At 55.1% G+C, this 20,670-nt stretch carries 17 protein-coding genes; 3 read left to right on the plus strand and 14 right to left on the minus strand.

Annotated elements, in window-relative coordinates; all coding sequences use genetic code 11:
* From OC597_RS24565 to OC597_RS24595, 7 genes are all read right to left on the minus strand, one after another.
* Nucleotides 1-1,026, minus strand: coding sequence for an ABC transporter permease (locus tag OC597_RS24565; RefSeq protein WP_262210889.1), 1,026 nt, complete (start codon nucleotides 1,024-1,026; stop codon nucleotides 1-3).
* Nucleotides 1,023-2,117, minus strand: a complete 1,095-nt coding sequence (locus tag OC597_RS24570; protein ID WP_261258053.1) for a microcin C ABC transporter permease YejB — start codon at nucleotides 2,115-2,117, stop codon at nucleotides 1,023-1,025. The genes OC597_RS24565 and OC597_RS24570 overlap by 4 nt, the downstream gene beginning before the upstream one ends.
* Before the next feature lie 10 nt (nucleotides 2,118-2,127).
* A complete protein-coding gene (locus tag OC597_RS24575) occupies nucleotides 2,128-3,936 on the minus strand; it encodes an extracellular solute-binding protein (RefSeq protein ID WP_262210892.1) in 1,809 nt (602 codons plus the stop codon).
* Nucleotides 3,937-4,026: 90 nt separating this feature from the next.
* Complete coding sequence (gene pdeN / locus OC597_RS24580) at nucleotides 4,027-5,613, minus strand: cyclic di-3',5'-guanosine monophosphate phosphodiesterase PdeN (RefSeq protein ID WP_262210894.1); 1,587 nt, start codon at nucleotides 5,611-5,613, stop codon at nucleotides 4,027-4,029.
* A 346-nt stretch (nucleotides 5,614-5,959) separates the two neighbouring features.
* A complete protein-coding gene (gene mepS, locus OC597_RS24585; protein WP_261258047.1) occupies nucleotides 5,960-6,535 on the minus strand; it encodes a bifunctional murein DD-endopeptidase/murein LD-carboxypeptidase in 576 nt (191 codons plus the stop codon).
* A 408-nt stretch (nucleotides 6,536-6,943) separates the two neighbouring features.
* On the minus strand, nucleotides 6,944-7,654 hold the full coding sequence (locus OC597_RS24590) for a phosphatase PAP2 family protein (RefSeq protein WP_261258045.1): 711 nt from the start codon (nucleotides 7,652-7,654) through the stop codon (nucleotides 6,944-6,946).
* Between the two features lie 51 nt (nucleotides 7,655-7,705).
* On the minus strand, nucleotides 7,706-8,680 hold the full coding sequence (locus tag OC597_RS24595) for a CobW family GTP-binding protein (protein ID WP_261258043.1): 975 nt from the start codon (nucleotides 8,678-8,680) through the stop codon (nucleotides 7,706-7,708).
* A 317-nt stretch (nucleotides 8,681-8,997) separates the two neighbouring features.
* Here OC597_RS24595 and OC597_RS24600 point away from each other — a divergent pair, with 317 nt between their 5' ends.
* Nucleotides 8,998-9,306, plus strand: coding sequence for a YmdA family protein (locus tag OC597_RS24600; protein ID WP_262210898.1), 309 nt, complete (start codon nucleotides 8,998-9,000; stop codon nucleotides 9,304-9,306).
* A gap of 82 nt (nucleotides 9,307-9,388) precedes the next feature.
* On the opposite strand, the gene OC597_RS24605 is transcribed toward OC597_RS24600, so the two are convergent.
* Nucleotides 9,389-10,870, minus strand: coding sequence for a mannitol dehydrogenase family protein (locus OC597_RS24605; protein WP_262210900.1), 1,482 nt, complete (start codon nucleotides 10,868-10,870; stop codon nucleotides 9,389-9,391).
* A gap of 338 nt (nucleotides 10,871-11,208) precedes the next feature.
* Here OC597_RS24605 and uxuA point away from each other — a divergent pair, with 338 nt between their 5' ends.
* On the plus strand, nucleotides 11,209-12,399 hold the full coding sequence (gene uxuA, locus OC597_RS24610) for a mannonate dehydratase (protein ID WP_261258037.1): 1,191 nt from the start codon (nucleotides 11,209-11,211) through the stop codon (nucleotides 12,397-12,399).
* Nucleotides 12,400-12,441: 42 nt separating this feature from the next.
* On the opposite strand, the gene yeiP is transcribed toward uxuA, so the two are convergent.
* Nucleotides 12,442-13,014: an elongation factor P-like protein YeiP gene (yeiP, locus tag OC597_RS24615; RefSeq protein WP_085117648.1), complete on the minus strand. Its 573-nt coding sequence runs from the start codon at nucleotides 13,012-13,014 to the stop codon at nucleotides 12,442-12,444.
* Between the two features lie 126 nt (nucleotides 13,015-13,140).
* A complete protein-coding gene (gene mtr / locus OC597_RS24620) occupies nucleotides 13,141-14,385 on the minus strand; it encodes a tryptophan permease (protein ID WP_261258035.1) in 1,245 nt (414 codons plus the stop codon).
* A 283-nt stretch (nucleotides 14,386-14,668) separates the two neighbouring features.
* On the opposite strand from mtr, the gene OC597_RS24625 reads away from it, so the two are divergent.
* Nucleotides 14,669-14,923 carry a YkgJ family cysteine cluster protein gene (locus tag OC597_RS24625; protein WP_099063723.1) on the plus strand — a complete coding sequence of 85 codons (255 nt, stop codon included), beginning with the start codon at nucleotides 14,669-14,671 and terminating at the stop codon, nucleotides 14,921-14,923.
* On the opposite strand, the gene OC597_RS24630 is transcribed toward OC597_RS24625, so the two are convergent.
* The 4 genes from OC597_RS24630 to OC597_RS24645 all read right to left on the minus strand — a co-directional run bounded on the left by OC597_RS24630 (nucleotide 14,920) and on the right by OC597_RS24645 (nucleotide 20,611).
* The gene (locus OC597_RS24630; protein WP_262210901.1) at nucleotides 14,920-16,098 is read right to left on the minus strand and encodes a sugar efflux transporter; all 1,179 of its coding nucleotides are present in this window, start codon (nucleotides 16,096-16,098) and stop codon (nucleotides 14,920-14,922) included. The two genes, OC597_RS24625 and OC597_RS24630, sit on opposite strands and share 4 nt — an antisense overlap.
* 178 nt (nucleotides 16,099-16,276) lie before the next feature.
* Nucleotides 16,277-18,757 (minus strand): trimethylamine-N-oxide reductase TorA, encoded by a 2,481-nt coding sequence (gene torA / locus OC597_RS24635; RefSeq protein ID WP_262210903.1) that lies wholly within the window; start codon nucleotides 18,755-18,757, stop codon nucleotides 16,277-16,279.
* Nucleotides 18,758-18,769: 12 nt separating this feature from the next.
* Nucleotides 18,770-19,930, minus strand: a complete 1,161-nt coding sequence (locus OC597_RS24640) for a NapC/NirT family cytochrome c (protein ID WP_261258028.1) — start codon at nucleotides 19,928-19,930, stop codon at nucleotides 18,770-18,772.
* A gap of 258 nt (nucleotides 19,931-20,188) precedes the next feature.
* Nucleotides 20,189-20,611, minus strand: coding sequence for a nucleotide triphosphate diphosphatase NUDT15 (locus OC597_RS24645; protein ID WP_261258026.1), 423 nt, complete (start codon nucleotides 20,609-20,611; stop codon nucleotides 20,189-20,191).
* Nucleotides 20,612-20,670 lie beyond the last annotated feature (59 nt).

The raw sequence follows: 20,670 nt of genomic DNA on the forward strand, positions 1-20,670 counted from the left end.
TCAATGCGCCTTGCTGGGGTCAAAAGCGTCGCGTACCGCTTCGCCAATAAAAATGAGTAAAGACAGCAACACGGCCAACACCAGGAACGCGGTGATGCCGAGCCACGGCGCCTGCAGGTTGTTCTTGCCCTGCAGCAACAACTCCCCGAGCGACGGAGAACCGATCGGCAGGCCAAAGCCCAGGAAATCGAGTGAGGTCAGGGTAGTGATGGAGCCGCACAGGATAAACGGCAAAAAGGTCAGCATCGCCACCATCGCATTGGGCAGCATATGCCGGTACATAATGACCCGGTCCTGCACCCCCATGGCGCGGGCGGCGCGGATGTAGTCATAGTTACGGGTGCGCAGGAACTCGGCGCGTACCACGCCCACCAGGCTCATCCAGCCAAACAAAATGGTGATACCAAGCAGCCACCAGAAATTGGGTTGTACGATGCTCGACAGCAGAATAATCAAAAATAACGTCGGCATGCCTGACCACACTTCAATAAAACGCTGGCCCCACAGATCCACGCGGCCGCCGTAGTAGCCTTGTATCGCACCGACACAGACGCCAATCACGCTGGAAAACAGCGTCAGCGCCAGCCCGAACAACATCGAAATACGAAAGCCATACAGCACGCGGGCCAGTACGTCGCTGCCGTTACCGTCGGTACCTAACAGATTTTGGCGCGAAGGGGCTGAGGGGAAGGGCACCTCGGTAGCAAAGTTGATGGTGTCGTAACTGAAGCGAATCGGTGGCCAAACCGCCCAGCCGTGGTTGTCGATCTGTTTTTTGACGAACGGATCCTGGAAGTCGGTGACGGTATTGAGCTCACCGCCGAAGGTGGTCTCGCTGTAGTCGATAACGAACGGCAGGTACAAGCGGCCCTCATAGCGCACCAGCAGCGGCCTGTCATTGGCGATCAGGTTGGCTCCCAGGCTGAGGATAAATAGCACCAGAAAAATCCACAGTGACCAATAACCACGGTGATTGCTGCGAAAGCGTGCCCAACGTGCCTGATTGATTGGGCTTAAGCGGCTCATTGGCGGGCCTCGAAATCAATGCGAGGATCGACCAGGGTATAGGTGATATCGCTGAGGATATTCAACAGCAGGCCAATCAGGGTGAAGATATACAGCGTGCCGAACATCACCGGATAATCGCGCTGCAGGGTAGCGTCATAGCCCAGCAGCCCCAGACCGTTAAGCGAGAACATCACCTCGATCAACAAAGAACCGGTGAAAAACATGCTGACAAAGGTCGCCGGGAAACCGGCGATCACCAACAGCATGGCGTTGCGGAACACGTGGCGGTAAAGGATCTTGTTTTCGTCCAGCCCTTTGGCGCGCGCGGTGACTACGTATTGTTTGCGGATCTCATCAAGGAATGAGTTTTTGGTCAGCATGGTCAGGGTCGCGAAGCCGCCAATCACCGTCGCTAACACCGGCAGCGTGATATGCCACAGATAATCTGTGATCTTGCCATACCACGGCAGGGTATCGAAATTACTGGAAACCAGACCGCGTAGCGGGAACCAGTCGAGGTAGCTGCCACCGGCGAACAACACGATCATCAGAATGGCGAACAGGAAGGCCGGGATAGCATAGCCGATGATAATCAGGGTACTGCTCCAGGTATCGAAGGCGCTGCCGTTATGCACCGCTTTGCGGATCCCCAGCGGGATCGACACCAGATAGATAATCAGCGTGCTCCACAGTCCCAGGGTGATCGACACCGGCAGGCTATGGCCAACCAACTGCATCACCGACGCGCCACGAAACAGGCTGTCACCGAAGTCGAGGCGCATGTAATTCCACAGCATGGTGAAATAGCGTTCGTGCAGTGGTTTGTCGAAGCCATAGCGTTGGGTGATCTCGGCGATCACTTCCGGATCCAGCCCGCGTGAGCCACGGTATTGGCTATCCGTCGCACTGCCGACACCGATACGCGCATGTCCCAACCCTTCACCGGCACCGCCGCCACCAAAGCCGCTGCTCTGGCCCATTTCGATAGTGGCAATCGCCTGATCGACCGGGCCGCCGGGGGCGATTTGCACGATAAAAAAGTTAATGGTGATGATCGCCCACAGGGTGGGGATGATCAGCAACAGCCTGCGAATCAAATAAGCCGTCATCGCTGACCCCTTACTTTTGTTGAGCCGGCAAACGCGCCGCCTTGTTGACGTCAAACCACCAGTTATCGAAACCAATCACGTAGGCCGGGCGGATCGACGGCGTGGAGAATTTGTCCCAGTAGGCATAGCGGTCGTGGTTGGAATACCACATTGGCAGCATATACCGGTTCCAGGTCAATACCCGATCCAGCGCGCGGCCCAGCGGCAGCAGGGCTTTCTCGTCGCCCTGATGCGCGGCAATCTGCCTGACCAGGCTATCGACCGCAGGATCGCTGACGCCGGGGCTGTTCCAACTGGAGTTAATGTATTTGGAGTCCCAAAGGGTCTCCAGGCTGGAGCCTGGGAACGGCATCGCCAGATAAACCGTCGGCATCATATCGAAATCACCATCGCGCATGCGCTTGGTGAATTGGGATATGTCGATTTCACGGATCTGCATATCAATGCCCAGCCGTTTCAGGTTGTGCTGGAACGGCAATACGTACTGAAAGTTGCTGCCGCTAAGTAACATCAGTTCAAAGCTAAACGGCTGACCGGTTTTGCTATTGACCAACTGCTGGTTTTTCACTTCCCAGCCGGCCTGTTTCAGCAACTGAGTGGCTTTCAACAGGTTTTGGCGATCGTTGCCGCTGCCATCAGAGGAAGGGGGTTGATAGATGCTGGTAAACACCTCAGCCGGTACCTTGCCCTTCAGCGGGCCCAGCAGCGCCAGTTCGGCCGCATCCGGGTAGCCGCTGGCGGCGTATTGAGTGTTTTGGAAGTAGCTGTTGGTACGCTGATAGGCGTTGTAATACAGCGCTTTATTCATCCAGTCGAAGTCAAAGGCCAGTGTGAGCGCCTCACGCACCCGGGGATTGGTGAACAGAGGGCGCCTCATATTGAAGGCCATCCAGCGGGTGTTTTGCGCCGACTGGTTGGTTTCGTCCTGTTTGATAATGTAATTGCGGGCGAAATTGCCGCCCTGATACTGGGTCGCCCAACTTTTTGGCGAACCTTCAACGCGAAAATCGTAGGCACCGGCCTTGAAGGCCTCCAGCGCAACTTTGTCATCCAGATAATAGTCGTAGCGGATACTGTCGAAGTTAAAGCGGCCGCGGTTGACCGGCAGGTTAGCGGCCCAGTAATCGCGCACGCGCTGATAGGTAATGTATTGGCCGAGCCGGTAACTGGCGACCTTATAAGGACCACTGCTGAGGGGCGGGGTGTTCAGCGGCTCGTTCAGTTTGTGATCTTTCCAGAAGCTCTGCGGCAAAATAGGCAGGCTAAACAACCCAAGCAGCTTGTCTTTATCCGGCTGGGGGAATTCAATACGCACCGTCAGGCGTGAGATGGCCTTGACCGAGATCCCCTTATACGCCACGCGAAACTGCGGTACGCCTTCGGTCATAAACTTGTTAAAGGTGAAGGCGACGTCGGCAGCGGTGATCGGCGAGCCATCGTGGAAGCGGGCGCGAGCGTTAATGTCCAGTTCCACCCAGCGCATATCGGCCGGGAAGCGAGCAGATTCGGCAATCAGTGGGTAGTAGCTGCCGATCTCATCGTCTGAGGTAGTAAACAGGGTGTCATACAGCGCGTCGGTACGCTCGCCGGATACGCCACGTGGCGCATAGCGGTTAAAGCTGTCATAGGTACCGATCGCTGCCAGTCGCACGTCACCGCCTTTCGGTGCCGCTGGGTTGACGTAGTCATAATGGCTGAAGTCGGTGGCGTATTTCGGCTCACCGAGCTGGGCGAAAGCATAGCTTTCATTGAGGGTTTCGGCCTGCAGGCCAAAACTCAGTGCTGAGAGCACCAGGGCAGCAAAAACGCGCACGGACATCTTGACGGTAAGCTCCTGCTGTAAAGTCAGTTAAACCTGGCGGCAGCATAACATTTTCTGCCGTGCCTAAGGGTAAAGAAGTTAAAAAATTCAGTCCTTTAGCGCCTGATGATCCATGACCGTATGGGCGTTGCAGAAGGCCACGAAGTTATCGATGCTCAGCGGTTTACTAAAATAATATCCCTGCATAAAGTTAACGTCCTGTTCCTTCAGGAAGTGCAGCTGTTCGGCGGTTTCCACCCCTTCAGCCACGGTTTGCATTTTCAGTTTCTTAGCCAGTGAAATCACCGCGTCCAGCACCGGGGCAGTGACCGTATCCCGTCCGATGGAGTTGACGAAGCCACGGTCTATCTTCAGATAGTCCATGCTAAAGCGTTCCAGATAGATCAATGCGCTATGGCCGGTGCCAAAATCATCGATAGCGATTTCAATACCTTGCTGATGCAGCCAGTCGAACTCGGTCAACGCGTTGCCTTCCTCCACCATGCCACGTTCGGTAATTTCAAATACCAGCGTGAAGTAGTCCCCCGGCAATTGCGCCAGTAGTTCGTACACATCGTGATGGAAAGAGGGGGCATTGAGGTGGGAAGGGGAGATGTTCAGGCCGAGCTTGGCCCCCTGCGGCAATGCCGTTGCCAACTTGGGCGCGTCTTCGGCAATCAGGCGGAACAGGTGTCGTGTCAGCGGTACAATCAGCCCTTCGTTCTCGGCATAGGGAATGAACAGATCTGGCGGAATACGTCCTTCGATTGGGTGCTGCCAGCGGATCAGTGCTTCCAGCCCGCCGATGGTGCCGGAACGGGTATGAAACACCGGCTGATATTCGATAAAGAACTCGTTGCGTTTAATGCCGCGCATCAGTGCCCGCTCCGGGCTTTGGCGTAGCAACAGCATGTAGTAGCACAGCACGCCGGTCATCAAAGACAGCACCAGGCTGCCCAACAGCGTCAGGCGGATGTCGTTGGGCGTTAGTTTTTGGTTATAAAACAGAATGGTCATCGGCGTGCCGGCGATGGAAATGCGGTCGGCTTCTTCGTCCGGTAGCTGGCTCACTGGCATCAGGTTTGGACTAAAACTGGTCAGGGCGCGATCGTCCAGAATAATGGCAACGCCATGGGTTCGACCGGTGCTGGTGCCGAACATCTGTTGGGGCATCAGGCCAATATCCAGGGTGGCCAGTATGCCGGTGTCTTCTTTGCCTGGCTGGCGCAACCAAACGGCAACCGCCGGTTTTCCGGGGACCAGTGGGGTACCCTGCTGCAGTTTGAGATCCAGCCGCTGCTGTTGGTCAATTTCCGGGTAGATATTTTTTAGTGCCAGCATCATGTTGCCGGTAGCGGAAGAGCAATAGGCGAAGCCGTCTTTCACTAACATAAAGGTGCGTACGCCGGAATGAAAAGCGGCCTGGTAGGTAATTTCCGGCTGGCTGGTGGCACAGGAGTGTTCGGTCAACGGCATCAACTGTTGCATGACTGCCGTCAGGCTATTAAAGGTCTCGAGGGTGAGTTTCTGCGTCCGTTGTTCTACCGCACGTTGATATTGCGTGCGCTGGTGGCTAATCAAAGAAAGCGTAATAGCCATAAACAGGATAAAAAATACCAGGGCCACGATGCCGCTTTTAGCCAGGCTGCGTCGTCTGTGCGAAACGTGGCGTGCAAATGCCCTTTTCAAGCCCATAAACCTGCCCCCTGAGCACGGCGTATCAATTTGTTTTTGTTATAGAGTGACTGTCTAATATATCGCAATGACCGTGTTGCAGCCATTATTCATCGTTTATCCAAGGGTGATAATAGGCTAAACCCTGCATTATCACTGTTATTCCTATTTGACGATAATAGGTGAGTTTTTCATCGTCGGCGTAGTTTCCCAGCAATAATCTCGTGAAATATAAAGGGGGATGTTGAAAACAACGCGAATAGATAACGGCGGCACTCTGAGAGGGGGGCTCCGTGTAAAAAAAACGCTGCCCGTAGGCAGCGTTCTATCGCTCGTTTGGTCTTCAGGACAATCAAGTTTTGCTCCGTCAGCTGCTTGTCAGCACCCGGCGGGCTTCGCGATAACGTTTATTCCAGTAGTTATCGCTCAGTTTCGAAATCATCACGCCGCTGCTGGTAGAGGCATGAACGAATTGATCGTTACCTAAATAGATGCCGACATGGCGTCCGGTAGAGCCGGCGCGGAACAGCACCAGATCGCCAGGACGCAGTTTGGTGCGCAAGATTTTCTTGCCGAGGTCTTCCTGTTCGTAGGTAGAACGAGGTAAGTCCATGCCAAACTGTTCACGGAAAGTGCGTTGTACAAACGCTGAGCAATCAATGCCGCGCTTGGTTTCACCGCCTAAACGGTAGCGAACACCTTTCCAGTCTGCATACTGATCCATAATTTTTGACTTAACGTCAACGTTACGGACCATTGCTTCGAATTCATCCTGAGAGGCTTGCAGTAAAAGACCATCTTTGTCATTAACTGCACGCATCTCAGTTTGTGCGTTATTCAAGTTCGAAGTGTGTGTCGTGCTGCACGCGGAGAGCATTACCGCTGCGGCAATTGCAGGTACTACCCGCAAAAAATATCTCAGAAACGGTTGAGATCTGACCATTGTTATTGTTTTCCCTTGAAGTCCTTAACGACGTCAGTCGCTATCTGAAAAATGCCAAACGGAACGAGACTAATCTGCACCTGCTTTATCGACAATCAGATACCGCCGAAAACGTGCTGGAACGCACATTTTTAATGGATTTGATGCTGAGTCGAGTTAAACCAGGCACAAACGCATCCGAGATTACCGTAACGAATTGGGGATTGCGAGTCTTTTTCCGCCCTTTTATATATGAATTTGTGATGTAACATAATGTAAATCTTCATATAAAAAACGCCGATTGTCCGTTGTGTTGGTTTTGCGTGAAATTAGGTGACAGAAGCGTTAACGCGGTGATGTGGAAATAAACAGAAAGCGGCGGGGAAATCAGCAGGAGGCCGGCGGCCTCCTGCGGGTCATAACGATGGGTTATGGTTGTGCTGGGCGGTGCTTACCGGGCAGCATACGATTCAGGCGCAGGATTAACACATCGCTGAGCGGGGTCATCAGGCACCAACTGGCCCCCACCAGCACCACCGACAGGGAACCGACGGCGATATCCGTAAACCAGTGAGCGCCAATCATTACGCGTGGTAATGAAAACACCACCGTGATCAGCAGTGCGACGGTAAACGCGCGGCGGTTAAAGTAGCGCAGCATAAAGCAGGAGAAAATCATCAGCATCATGCCGTGGTCACCGGGGAAGCTGTCGCTGGAGGCATCCTTGGTGGGAATGCCGGTCAGTTCACTGACGCGATTAACATTCTCAAAACTCAGCGACGGGCTGGGGTGCTTGACCGGTAACAGATGCCCCAACTGGTTCAGTACCACCGCGGTCAGCAGCATGACCACGCCGGTGACCAGCAAACGGCGACGGCCGGCGGCATCCTGTTGCAGATAAAAGCACAGGTACAGCAACCCCATGGCAATCAGCGAAATTACATCAAACGCACGGTTATTGGTGATGGCCACCAAATGCAGAAAAGCGGGGTCGGTTGCCAAATGACGATTAAAAAAGAAGAAAATCGACGAGTCCAGGGTAAACCAATAGCCGTGGTTGGCCGGCAGGAACCAGGACAAAAACAGCGCAATGCCCAGTATATTGAAGAAAATGATGAAGGGTAAATTGCGGCGAGTCATGGCATAACCTGTTGTAAGTCTAAAATTAAAAGGGTGCTAACGGTAAAGATCTCAACTTAAACGAATGTTAAACAATCCGGATTGCAGCGCGTTCCAGTCCGCATTCTCGCTGTGAATCAGTTCAATTCGGCTGTCCAGCGGTGCGACAGGGCGTGTTTCGATACTGAGATCCTGTCCCTGACGGTTGATCAACAGTGTGCCTTCAGCAATACGCACTACGCCTTTGGCGCGTTCGACCGGTGCCAGCCGTATCCACTCCATGATGCCAACGGTATCGAACACCGTGTCGGCGTCAAAGATCCAGCCACAGCTGGTAAATCCCTGGCCCTGGTTGAGCGCTCGTCGCCAGCGTGAGTTTTCCGGCAGCCGCAGTGCGGCCAAACCCTGTGTTTTGCTGTGGCTATGATGATGCTGCGCATCCGGTAATTCTGTGCGATTCGTGCGAGGCATATCCAGCAGCGCGACATCCGCCTGGCCCTGTTGGATATGATAAAGCGGCCGCTGTCGGGGATCTTGCTCCGCCCATTGCTGCAGGGCCAATAGATCCTGTGGCTGATAGGTGTCGCTCTTGCTGGCCAGAATAATGTCGGCTGCTGCCAACTGATCGCGGAAGTTTTCGTTTTCGCGGTAACGCGGTTCGCTGAGCTGGCGCGCGTCCAACAGGCACAGGGTAGCTTGCAAGTCGATCCAACCGGCATAGCTGTCCTGCGTCAGCAACGACAGGATCTGTTTGGGATGCCCCAGGCCAGTGGGTTCGATCAACAGTCGGTCGGGTTTACTCTGTTGCAGCAGCATATTCAGCCCGACCTGCATCGGCAGCCCGTTGACGCAACACATGCAACCGCCAGGGATCTCTTTGAGCACCGCACCGCTGTCTGCCAGCAGTGCGCCGTCAATGCCAATTTCACCGAACTCGTTCACCAGCACCGCCCAGCGTTCATGCTCTGGCTTGTTAGCCAGGAGGTGACGAATGGTGGTGGTTTTACCGCTGCCAAGGAAACCGGTGATCAGGTTAGTTTTAGTCATGGATTATTCCTGATGTAATAGTAGTGATTGATCAATAAATAAGCATGGTAACTCTATCCGAGCTAATGATGTTGCTCTACCTGCGCCAGATCACAAATTTGACAGGTTAAGATGCGATATTTAACCGGCTAAATCCACGATAAATTATCGGAAAATTCTTAGTAAAAACCATAAATTAGCTATGGATACTGTTTGTTATTAGCTTGTTTTTTCTTTGTTAATTGCCCGATTACCCGCCAAATAATTCCTCTGACCTTGCGATTATTCTTAAGAAGATCCTCTATGGTTAAATTGACTTAACAAAAAATGAGGTTGCCATGAATGTCTTCCGGTTATTTTTGATCGCAGGAATATTGTTTTCATGGACGGCAGCAAGTTATGCAGGAACCACTGGCGGGGTTATTCGTTTTGTTGGTTCTATTGTGGAAAGTCCCTGCACGGTGAACATCGCCGATTCAACGGCCAAAGCACAATGTTACCGCAATGGGCAGCACTATCAAGGTCAACAGACACTGTCCAAATTTGATGCTACACGCAAAGAGCTGCCACTGAATTTAGGGTCGACCGAGATGAAGTGGGTAGATCAGCAGAAAAAACTTGCAGTAATGACGGTAGTTTATCGTTAAGTCGTTCGGCCATGCCGGACGCCCGGCATGGCCATTTTCCTCTCATTGTTCTTTCAGGCTATCACTAGGTTTAAGCGGGGAATTAAGCCAGTTGAGTCGACACCCAGTTTTGCACCGTTTGACGTGCCCCGCGATCGCGCAGTGACAGATAGGCGCGGGTAACCGCCGTCACGAACGCCTCATTAACCGCCAGTTGCTCACCAAAAACTGCCTTCAACCCCAGCAGCGCTTTCACTCGCTGTTCATCGTCCGGCGTTGCGGCCACCGTTTGCTGCAGCGTTGCCAACAGCGGATCGCGAATATCGATAGCTTGTCCGGCGTCATCCACACCGCCGACATAGCGCATCCAGGCTGCCACGCCCAGTGCCAGACCGGCGTAGCTGCCGGCATGTTGCAGATGCCAGCGGATCGAGTCCAGCATGCGCTGTGGTAATTTCTGCGTCCCGTCCATGGCGATTTGCCAGGTGCGGTGTTGCAGCGCTGGATTGCTGTAGCGTTCAATCAACTGCGCGGCATAGGCGGCCAGATCGATGCCACTGACGCTAAGCGTCGGTGCCTGTTCGGCCAGCATCAGGTGAAGCGCGGCATGGCGATAAGACTCATCGGCCATACAGTCGTTGATATACTGATATCCTGCCAGATAACCGAGATAGGCCAGGAAAGAATGGCTGCCGTTCAGCATGCGCAATTTCATCTGTTCAAAAGGCAGCACGTCATTCACCAACTGTGCACCAGCCCGTTCCCAGGCCGGACGACCCGCGACAAAATTATCCTCTACCACCCATTGAATAAAGGGTTCGCAGGCGATGGCGCATTCATCACGCACACCGCCCAGTGCGACGGCCACTTCCTCCAGCGTTTCCGGCGTGGCGGCAGGAACAATGCGGTCGACCATAGTGCTGGGGAAGCTGACCTGTTGGGCAATCCAGTCGGCCAGAGCCCCGTCGCGCGCCTGCGCCAAGCCGATGATGGCGTTACGCAGCACATGGCCGTTTTCCGGAATGTTATCGCAAGAGAGCAGGGTAAAGGCGGGCAGGCCACGTTCCAGGCGCAGACGCAGTGCTTCGACCAAAATACCGGGCACGGTGGTGGGTTGGGCGGGATTCGCCAGATCGGCGCGGATCCCTTGGTGTTGCAGATCCAGTTTCCCGCTGCCTGGTTCGATGCAGTAGCCTTTTTCGGTGATGGTCATTGAGACGATCGCTACCTGAGGCTCAGCCAGTTTTTCCAGTACCGCATCGATCCCTTCCAGCTTGCGATGCACGCTTTCATGCACCGCGCCAACCACGATGGCCTGATTACCCGCCGCGCCTTTCTCCAACACGCTATAGAGATGGTCTTGCTGACGCAGCGTCTGGAACAGAGTATCGCCACCAAACAGGCTGATCTCACAAATTCCCCAGTCTCCCCCCTGGCGATTCAATACCCGGTCGGTCAGCAAAGCCTGATGAGCGCGGTGAAAAGCGCCAAACCCAATGTGCACCATGCGGCTTTGCAGCGCGCTGCGGTCGTAGTGGGGTTGCAGGACGGCGTCGGGAAGCGGTGAGTTGGCGATAGTCTTCATGCATGGCTCCAAAGCTGAATGAAAGGTGCTGGCCGGTAACTTGTCAAAAGTTATCAGACCAGTTTTGCGAGCAGAAAACGGCACGGCGCTGACCCTTTTCCTCACGCTTTTCTGCCGCCAGTGTAAGGCTGGCAGAGCGTTAATAACATTGCTTAGCCCAAAATATGCCAGAATCGTGAAGTGGATCAACCAATCACGGTTTCGCTTTTGACAGTCAGAAACGAAAGAGTAAGGTGAAAGATAACTGATATCTAATTCAATTTGGTATAACAAGATTGCTGGAAGTGTGCGATCTTTACCCCCTCCATAATACTGGGCGATTCTTACAAGGATAAAAAATGGAACAAACATGGCGTTGGTATGGGCCGAACGATCCTGTCTCTCTTGACGATGTACGCCAGGCCGGTGCGACCGGCGTGGTTACTGCATTGCACCATATCCCGAATGGTGAAGTGTGGCCGATCGAAGAGATCAAGGCCCGCCAGGCGCTATTGGCAGAAAAGGGGTTGGTGTGGTCGGTGGTGGAAAGTATTCCGGTGCATGAGGAGATCAAAACCCACAGCGGCAATTATCAGCAGCATATCGCTCATTATCAGCAATCGTTGCGTAACCTCGCGGCCTGCGGCATCGACACCGTGTGCTACAACTTTATGCCAATCCTCGACTGGACGCGTACCGATCTGGAGTATTTGCTGCCGGACGGGTCAAAAGCGCTACGTTTCGATCAGATTGCCTTTGCGGCTTTTGATTTGCATATTCTGCAACGCGCGGGGGCAGAGCAAGATTACACGCAGGAAGAGCAGCAGCAGGCCGCCGAGTGTTTTGCTGCCATGAGCGCGGCAGAGGTTGCCAAATTGACCGGCAACATCATCGCCGGGCTGCCGGGGGCGGAAGAGGGTTATACGCTCGATCAGTTCCGTGCCCGCCTGGCCGAGTACGATGCCATCGACAAGGCGCAACTGCGTGAAAATATGGCGGTGTTCCTGCGCGCCATTGTTCCGGTAGCGGAGGAGGTCGGTGTGCGGCTGGCGGTGCATCCGGACGATCCACCGCGGCCGATCCTGGGCCTGCCACGCATTGTCTCGACCATCGAGGATATGCAGTGGTTCAAGCAGACGGTCGACAGCCTTTATAACGGCTTTACTATGTGTACCGGTTCCTATGGGGTGCGTGCGGATAACGATCTGGTGCGGATGATTGAAACCTTCGGCGATCGCATTCATTTCACCCACCTGCGTGCCACTTGCCGTGAAGAAAACCCGAAAAGTTTCCATGAGGGCACGCATCTGCAAGGCGACGTTGACATGGTGGCGGTGATTGAGGCGATCCTCAGCGAGGAGCAGCGGCGTCATCAGGCGGGCGATACCCGGCCGATACCGATGCGTCCCGATCATGGGCATCAGATGCTGGATGATTTGAAGAAAAAAACCAACCCAGGCTACTCGGCGATTGGTCGTTTGAAAGGGCTGGCGGAGCTGCGCGGGGTTGAACTGGCGCTCAAACGCCGCTTCTTCCCTGAGTTGCCGTAGCGATAAAACAACAGGGGCCAGTAATCGGCCCCTGAATTTCAACTAGTCGGCACGGCTCATATAGCGGCGTTCGGCAATATGAATGCGGATTTTGTCACCGGGGCTCAGGTATTCCGGCACCTGAATGGTCAGGCCGGTCGCCATGGTGGCCGGCTTGTTGCGGGCACTGGCGGAGGCACCTTTGATGCCTGGCGCGGTGTCGACAATTTCCATATCCACGGTTTGTGGCAATTCCAGCGCCAGCACCTGGCCATCCAGCGTTAATACCTGCATGCCCGGCAGACCGGCTTCAGGGATGAACAGCAGTTCGTCTTCGATCTGGTCTTTCTTGAAGATGTAAGGGGTGTAATCCTCATCATCCATAAACACGTATTCTTCACCGTCGATGTAAGAGAAGTTCACCTTACGGCGGGACAGACTAATGGTGTCCAGAATATCGTCGCCCTTGAAACGCTCTTCTACCTTCAGCCCGGTACGAACGTCAGAGAAGCGCATTTTGTACAAGGTACTGGCACCACGTGCGCTTGGGCTCTGTACATCGATGTCTTTTACCAGCAGCAGTTTGCCGTTGTAGCTGATCGCCATGCCACGCTTAATTTCGTTAGCCTTTGCCATATAAAATAACCTGCAATAAAGAGTTTTTGGGAAGTTGCGACAAGTTACTCGCGCCGATGATTTCAGGCAAGCAGATCGAGCAAAAACAGGGGCAGAAAAAGGGATGGCGGGCCATCCCCTGCGGGATTACTTGAAGACCGGCAACAGACCGAGCAATGTCAGCACGTGTGCGACGGCGTTGATCACCCCGAACAGGATGATGAACAGGATCATACCCCGGCCGCCGGGAGCGCGATATTGCGCCTCGGCAAAGCGACGGCGGCTGGCGCGCGCCATCATTGCCGGCACGATCACCGCCCAAATGGTTGCCGCCAGCCCGGCGAAACCGATGGCATACAGGAAGCCGTTTGGGAACAGCAGGGCGGCGATGGTCGGCGGTGCAAAGGTCACCAGTGCGGTCTTACTGCGTCCCACGGTGTCATCACTGAATTTGAAGAAGTCCGCCAAATAATCGAACAGGCCCAGTGAAACCCCAAGGAACGAACTGGCCAGGGCCATGTAAGAGAAGGCGCTCAGGAGCTGGCCAACGGTCTGGCTGCTGGACACGTTGCCCAGCTGCTTGAGCAGGCTGCCAATGTTGCCACCTTCGGCAATTACCTGGCGAAAGGCGTCACGGGCGATGTTGCCCTGAATCACATACTGCCACAGGATGTAGATCGCCAGCGCCAGCAGGGTGCCGTACACCAGGCTGCGCACCACGGCACCGCTGTCTTTGTGGTAATACTTCACCAGCCCCGGCACGTTGCCGTGATAGCCGAATGAAGTCAGCAGATAAGGCAGTGCCGCCAGGGCATAAGGCAGATAGCTGGCCTGGTCGTCACCGCGGTTGAACAGCACCGCCGGTTGCACATGAGTGAACATATCGCCCACCGACATCACAAAGGTGATCACCATACCGCCAATCAGGATAGTGCTCAGACGATCGACGGCGCGGGTAGACAACCAGACGATAAACGCCACCACGATAGCAAACACCAGCCCGGCGGTGGCCTGCCCGACGCCAACAATCCCTTCCAGCGTGTGGGCGATGATCGAGCCGCCGGCGGAAATGTAAGCGTAGGTCAGAATGTACAGCACAAAGGCGATAGAAATGCCGTTAATGGCGTTCCAGCCTTTGCCGAGCAGATCCTTGACGATGGTATTGAAACTGGCACCGCTCGGGTAATGCAGCGCAGCTTCCAGGATCATCAGGCCGGAAATCAGCATGCAGGCCCAGGTATAAATCAGCAGCGCGACCGAGCCGCTGAACCACACGCCAGAAGTGACAATAGGGATGGAGAACATGCCGGCGCCGACGGCGGTGCCTGCAATGATCATCGCGCCGCCAAGGACCGAAGGGCGGGAAAGCTTCTGGATGGTGTCCGCGGACATTTTTGCTCCTGAGTGGCCGGGTTGGCCGTAAGTTCTTTTGTACTAGCTCAATAGTACATGTGCGGTTGGCGCATGTAAAGCCGTGAATGCGCTTGTTTCATGCATTAATCGGTGTGAATGGGGCTATTTGCGGCGTGTTTTTGCCCGACATGAGTGCAACCTATTAGCGGTGAAATGGGGGCGATGTAAAGATTGTTGGGCAAACCCGGATTATGCTGGCGGCGGATAAGCGCTACTGATATTGTCGCGCTTCAATTCCGCCAGCCCACCGGGAGACTTGCTGATGGACTGTCGTGCCGACTGTGGCGCCTGTTGTATTGCGCCTTCAATATCCAGCCCGATCCCCGGCATGCCCAACGGCAAGCCCGCCAATACCCGCTGCATTCATCTGAGCGAGCAACTGCGTTGCGGTCTGTTCCATTCGCCGCTGCGGCCCAGGGTCTGCGGCAGCCTGCAGGCCAGCCGCGAAATGTGCCACGACCACCGTGACGACGCGTTGATTTATCTGATCAAACTGGAAGCGGATACCGCGCCCTAAGCGTCTTTGAGCTTCCACAGGCACAGTACTGCGCCGACAACCATCGCCAGCGCGGAATAAAACACCGCGTGATAGCTCCAGACCTCCGCCACCACGCCGGCGATGGAACCGGCAAAAATCCAGCCGACACGTGTCGTATTGGTAAACAGGGTGGTGGCTGCGCCGGCCTGTCCGGGCATCAAATCCTGAAAATAGAGCATGCCAATCCCCGCCAGAACGCCGATAAACGCCGCATTAAGCAGTTGCAGGGCGATCAGTGACCAGGTGCCGGTGATAAACAATAACCCGAAGTAAAATAGCAGGCCCGCCACCACCGCCCAACGCATTAAAAAGCGTTTGCCGAAGCGTTTCGCCACCATGCCGGCAATCAGCATAGTCGGTATTTCCAGCCCGGCCGCCGTGCCCATCAAGATCCCAGCCAGCTTTTCCGGAAGTTGCAGCTCATGCACCATATACAGCGGCATATTGATCAGATACATGCTGTTGGCGGTCCACATAAAGGTGCAGGCCATAAACAGCAGCAGCGTATCGCGACGGTTCTGTCGTGGTGCTTCCAGCGTGGTGCTGGCCGCTACCGGCGTTTTACGCATCGACGGCAGCATTTTCCACACCAGCGCGCCGCACAGGATAAACGCTGCCGCGGCGGCCAGATACATCACCTTAAAACCGAACCCCAAGGCCAGCGCGAAGGCGATAGGCGGCCCGATCACCCAGGCAAGGGAAACCTGCGCCCGCAGGATCGAACTGAACATGACCGCTTCGCGACCGGTGCGATCGGCGTGCTCGCGCGCCAGGGCGAACATCTGTGGGTTAGCGGTGGAGCCGAAACTGGTCAGCACCACGCCAACGGCCAACAACAGGTAATAATTGCGGTTCCAGGCGAACAGCACACAGCCCAATGCACCCAGCATGCAGCAGAGGAAAATCAGCGTCTTGCGGTCGCCCTTTTGATCCGAACGGCGGGCAAGAAACTGGCTGACCAAAATGCCGATCACCGCGCTGCCGGTGAAAAACAGCCCAACCATGGAGGGGCGCACATTGACTTGAGTCGCCAGAAACAGGCTCAGCGTGGGGGTCTGTAGCGCCCCGGCAATGCCGGTGAGGAACGCCACCACTAAAAAGGCCAGCGAAGTAAGGTCGGGCGAGCGTCGCGTTACCGCAGTTGAAGTAGGCATAGAGGTCAGAAAATAGCCGTGAATGAAGGGTTCGCGCGCATAATACGCCCATTTATTTTAAAAAAGAAGAAAGAAACAGAAACCGGTTTCACCCTGCCTAATGGGAAAATTATTTCCCTGCGCGGGGACAAAAAAAGGGGCGATATTATCATCGCCCCTGATACTTTTGGAGCTGCCGTTACGCGCCGGCTGGCACGTCGTGTGCAGTGTTTTTCAACACCTCACCCTGATACTTCTCGATCTGCAACTGGGCCATCTGCCCACAGTTCCCCTGCGCCAGGCTGGATGAGCCGACGTCGAAGGTCAGGCAGTTGACGTTGCCGTTCTTGCATAGCGAGCCCGGCTGTGACGGATCGGCCGGATCGAACCAGGCCCCTTCGCTGATGCGAACCACGCCAGGACGCACGTCTTCACTGACTACCGCTCCCACCAGGATCTGGCCGCGATCGTTAAAGGCACGTACCAGATCGCCGCTGGCGATGCCGCGTGACTTGGCGTCCTGCGGATGGATCACAATCGCTTCCCGGTCTGCTACCGCATACTTTTTACGCAGCGGCGTGTTGTCGAGCTGCGAATGCAGGCGGTTGATCGGGTGTGCGGTGTTCAGCGACAGCGGATATTTAACCGCTTCCGGCCCACGATACCATTCATGCGGCGGCATCCAGGTTGGGATACCCGGGCAATCCTGGTATTTCATTTTGGCAATGGCGTCAGAATAGATTTCAATCTTGCCGGACGGTGTTCCCAACGGATTGAGCAGGGGATTTTCGCGATAGTCGGCGAAGCGAACCCATTGGGTGTTGGCTTCAGGTACCGGGAAGCGCACATAGTTATTGGATTCCCAGAACATATCGAACGGCGGCAGGGCTACCCGGGCGGCACGTGCCTGGGTTTTCATGTCGTCGTACATGCCTTTCAGCCACTGAGTTTCATCTTTGCCTTCGGTAAAGGCATCCTGCACACCCAGCTTGGCCGCCATGGCCGCGAAGATATCGAAATCGCTACGCGACTCATGCTGTGGCTCCACGCACTGATGCATTGGGAACACGTACAGTTGCGAGTAGTCGCCGCCCATTTCCAGATCGTTGCGTTCATAGCTGGTAGTGGCCGGTAACACGATATCGGCGTGTTTGGCGGTAGCGGTCCAGTAAGGTTCGTTCACCACGATGGTGTCCGGCCGCTGCCAGGCCTTGACCAGATTGTTGGTGTCCTGGTGCTGGTGGAAGGTGTTACCCCCGGCCACATACACCATTTTCACTTCGGGGTAGGTGACCTGTGCGCCGTTGAAATTAATGGTCTTGCCAGGGTTGGACAGACATTCGGCGATACGTGCCACCGGGATCGGTGCCGGTGAGTTTTTCGGCGCATTACCGGCAGAAATACCGGAAATAATGCCGCCTTTCGCCGTCGGGCTGCCGCCGGAAGAGTAGTGATAGCTGAAGCCAAAGCCGCCGCCCGGCAGGCCAATTTGGCCGAGCATCGCTGCCACGGTGACCAACAGCCAGTGCTGCTGTTCACCATGATGCTGACGCTGAATGCCCCAACCGCCCATGATCATGGTGCGATTTTTCGCCATATCGCGTGCCAGTTGGCGCAATACGTCGGCATCGACGCCGCAAACGTCGGCGGCCCATTCGGCAGTTTTCGGCGTGCCATCGGTTTCGCCCAGCAGATAAGCCTGGAATTTGTCGAAGCCGGCAGTGTAAGTTTTCAGGAAGTCCGGGTTATGCAGTTTTTCAGTCAGCAGCGTGTGGGCGATGCCGATCAACATGGCGCCATCGGTATAAGGACGTGGGGCGATCCATTGCGCATCGATAAATTTGGCGCTGTCGTTGTGCACCGGATCGATGCTGATCACGCGGGTGCCTTTTTTCTTCAGCGCCTCAAAGCCCGTCTGGCCGTAGTGGTCCGGCACGTTCCAGCTGTTTTTCAGCGTGATCATCGGGTTACAGCCCCACAGGATCACCAGTTGGCTGTTTTCAATCACGTTTGGCCAGGCGGTTTGCTGTTCGTAAACCTCCATGGAGCCAACCACGTGTGACATGATCACCTGCGCGGCGCCGGTAGAGTAGTCGCCGGCATAACCGAGGAAACCGCCGGTCAGGTTCATCAGGCGTTGCAGTAGCGTGCGGCTGTTGTGCAGCATGCCGACGCTCTTCCAGCCATAGGAACCGGCATAGATTGACTGCGGGCCGTGATCTTTTTGCAGACGGGTGATTTCACCGCAGACCAGTTCAATCGCCTTGTCCCAGCTGACGCGCAGCCATTCGTCGCGGCCGCGCAGTTCGGTATGGCTACCCGGGCCGCCTTCCAGCCAGCTTTTACGCACCATGGGATACTTGATGCGGTTTTCAGCATGCACCTGGTAGGGCGCCATGGTGATCAGTTCGTTCGGGTAAGGATCGTCTTTGACCGGCTGCACGCCAATCATTTTGCCGTCCTGCACTATGGCTTCAAACGCACCCCAGTGCGCGCCGGTCAGAATGCCTTTCTGCGCCTGACGCAGGACTACAAACTGTGGCAGCGCCTGGCTGATGGCCTGCGCCAGTGCCGACTTGGGCCACAGGCCTGCCAGCAATGGGGCGGCGGCCAGCGCGGTGGCACCGGTCAGGAAGCGGCGGCGGCTCATTTTTAACGCTTGTTGTTGATATTTGCTCATTTCGCTTCTCCCTTAAAGCTTGGCTGGTGCGGCTGGCTGCATGTCACTGGCGTGTTTCTGCACGTATTGTGTCAGAACGCGCAGTTGTTCCTGCGTCAGCGAGGTGCGTGGAGCCATGCCTTTAATTACGCCGATCCACTGGTTGGCGTTGAAGCGATCGAGGGCGGTCAGGCCGTGACAACCGGTGCAGTTGGCCGACATCATATCTGCGGTGTAACGCCAGATTTTTTGCTGATCGTCGATCAATTGTTTACGCGGCAGCCAGACCTGCAGGGAAACCTGATGCCACACCAGGCCGGTGTCGCTATCGGTCATGGTGGTGCCGGTTTTCAGCAGTTTGCGGGCGTCTTCCCCCAGCAATACGCTGAGGATACGCTTGCCCTGCGCGGCGTAGAACACTTCACTGACGCCGTCTTGCTGCCAGCCGGTGACGCTGGCCAGCACCTTGTCGCCTTCCTGCTTTACCACCTGAACTTCGGTGGATGGCATCAGGTTGCCGGCATTGTGGCTGTCGTCCGGTTTCAGGAAGAAGGGTTCAGTGGCAATGGTGTACAGCGTGGTGGCCGTCGGTGAGGTTTCGGCCGCGGCCTTCGCCAGTTCGGCGGCACCGGCCTGAGCTGCACCGCTCATGTCTGGCAGGATATGCGCCACCCCTTTATGGCAATCGATACAGGTTTCACCCTGTTTGATGGCCACCGGATGCTGGATACGCGCTTCAGGCCGCTGAGCGGTGATGTCCATGGCGTCAAAGCTGTGGCACGAGCGGCAGGTGGCGGAATCACTTTCTTTCAGCGTTTTCCATACCGACTGGGCCATCGCCAGTTTATGCGCTTCGTATTTCTCTGGTGTATTGATGGTGCCCACCATCTCACCATAAATATCTTTTACCGCGCGGATCTTGGTCCACAGGTAATCGAGCGGCTCGTGCGGGACGTGGCAGTCGGCGCATTCAGCGCGAATACCCTTGGTATTTTGGAAGTGAATGCTGCCCTGATACTCGGCCAGCGGTTGTTGCATGGTATGACAGGACACGCAGAAGGCGGTGTCGCTGGTTTTATGGAATACCGTGGCGGTACCCGCCAGTAATGCTGCCCCGAGGATAATCCCCAGCAGCAAAAGCCACAGCCATCCCCAGCGGTGCTTTTTTATCAAGCCAGTGAATTTATTGGTCATATTGAACCCGCTTATAATTATGAAATACCAAGGAAAACCTTGCCAAAAAAATGGCCGGCCGAGTGCCGACACACTTGAAGAAGTATAGGTATAATTAGCAATGACATCTAATACTATAGGGTTATTTTTAGCAGGAAAACGGTCATTCGAGGGATTTTTCAGCGTTATATTCTGGATTATATAACGCATTTTTTATGGGGCTTTATCAGTCTATGAGCAAGATCACGGACAGAGTGGAAAAACCATGATTGAAAACAGCTACTTTGTGGGCAAGTAGCTCTGGCCCGTCAGCCAAAGATGAATGGCATTGCGGCTGGCTTCGAAGTGCGGCTCCGGCAACTGATTCGGCGAGCACCAGCGCCACTCAGCACATTTTTCCGGCTCTTTCAGTTCGGGATCACCACCGGGATGCTGGGTCAGCAAACATACGGACAGGGTATGTTTTCCCTCGGCGCGCCAGGTTTGCAGATTATTGCTGATGCCGATAAAAGTGGGTGGGGCGATGATCAGCCCGGTTTCTTCGGCAATCTCACGTTGTGCACATTGTTCAATGGTTTCACCGGCATCCAGATGCCCACCGGGAATTGACCAAAAAGGCGCGTGTTGGCCGCAGCGTTTCCCCAGCAATATTTCCCCTTGGGCATTTACGATGATCACCCCTACGCCAGCCACTACAGTCATGCTTTTCTCCGTCAGCAAAGTTTCAGCACAGTATGTCATTTTACCCTCGCGACAGGTAA

The organism is Serratia proteamaculans (assembly GCF_946227095.1).
Taxonomy (GTDB): domain Bacteria; phylum Pseudomonadota; class Gammaproteobacteria; order Enterobacterales; family Enterobacteriaceae; genus Serratia; species Serratia proteamaculans_E.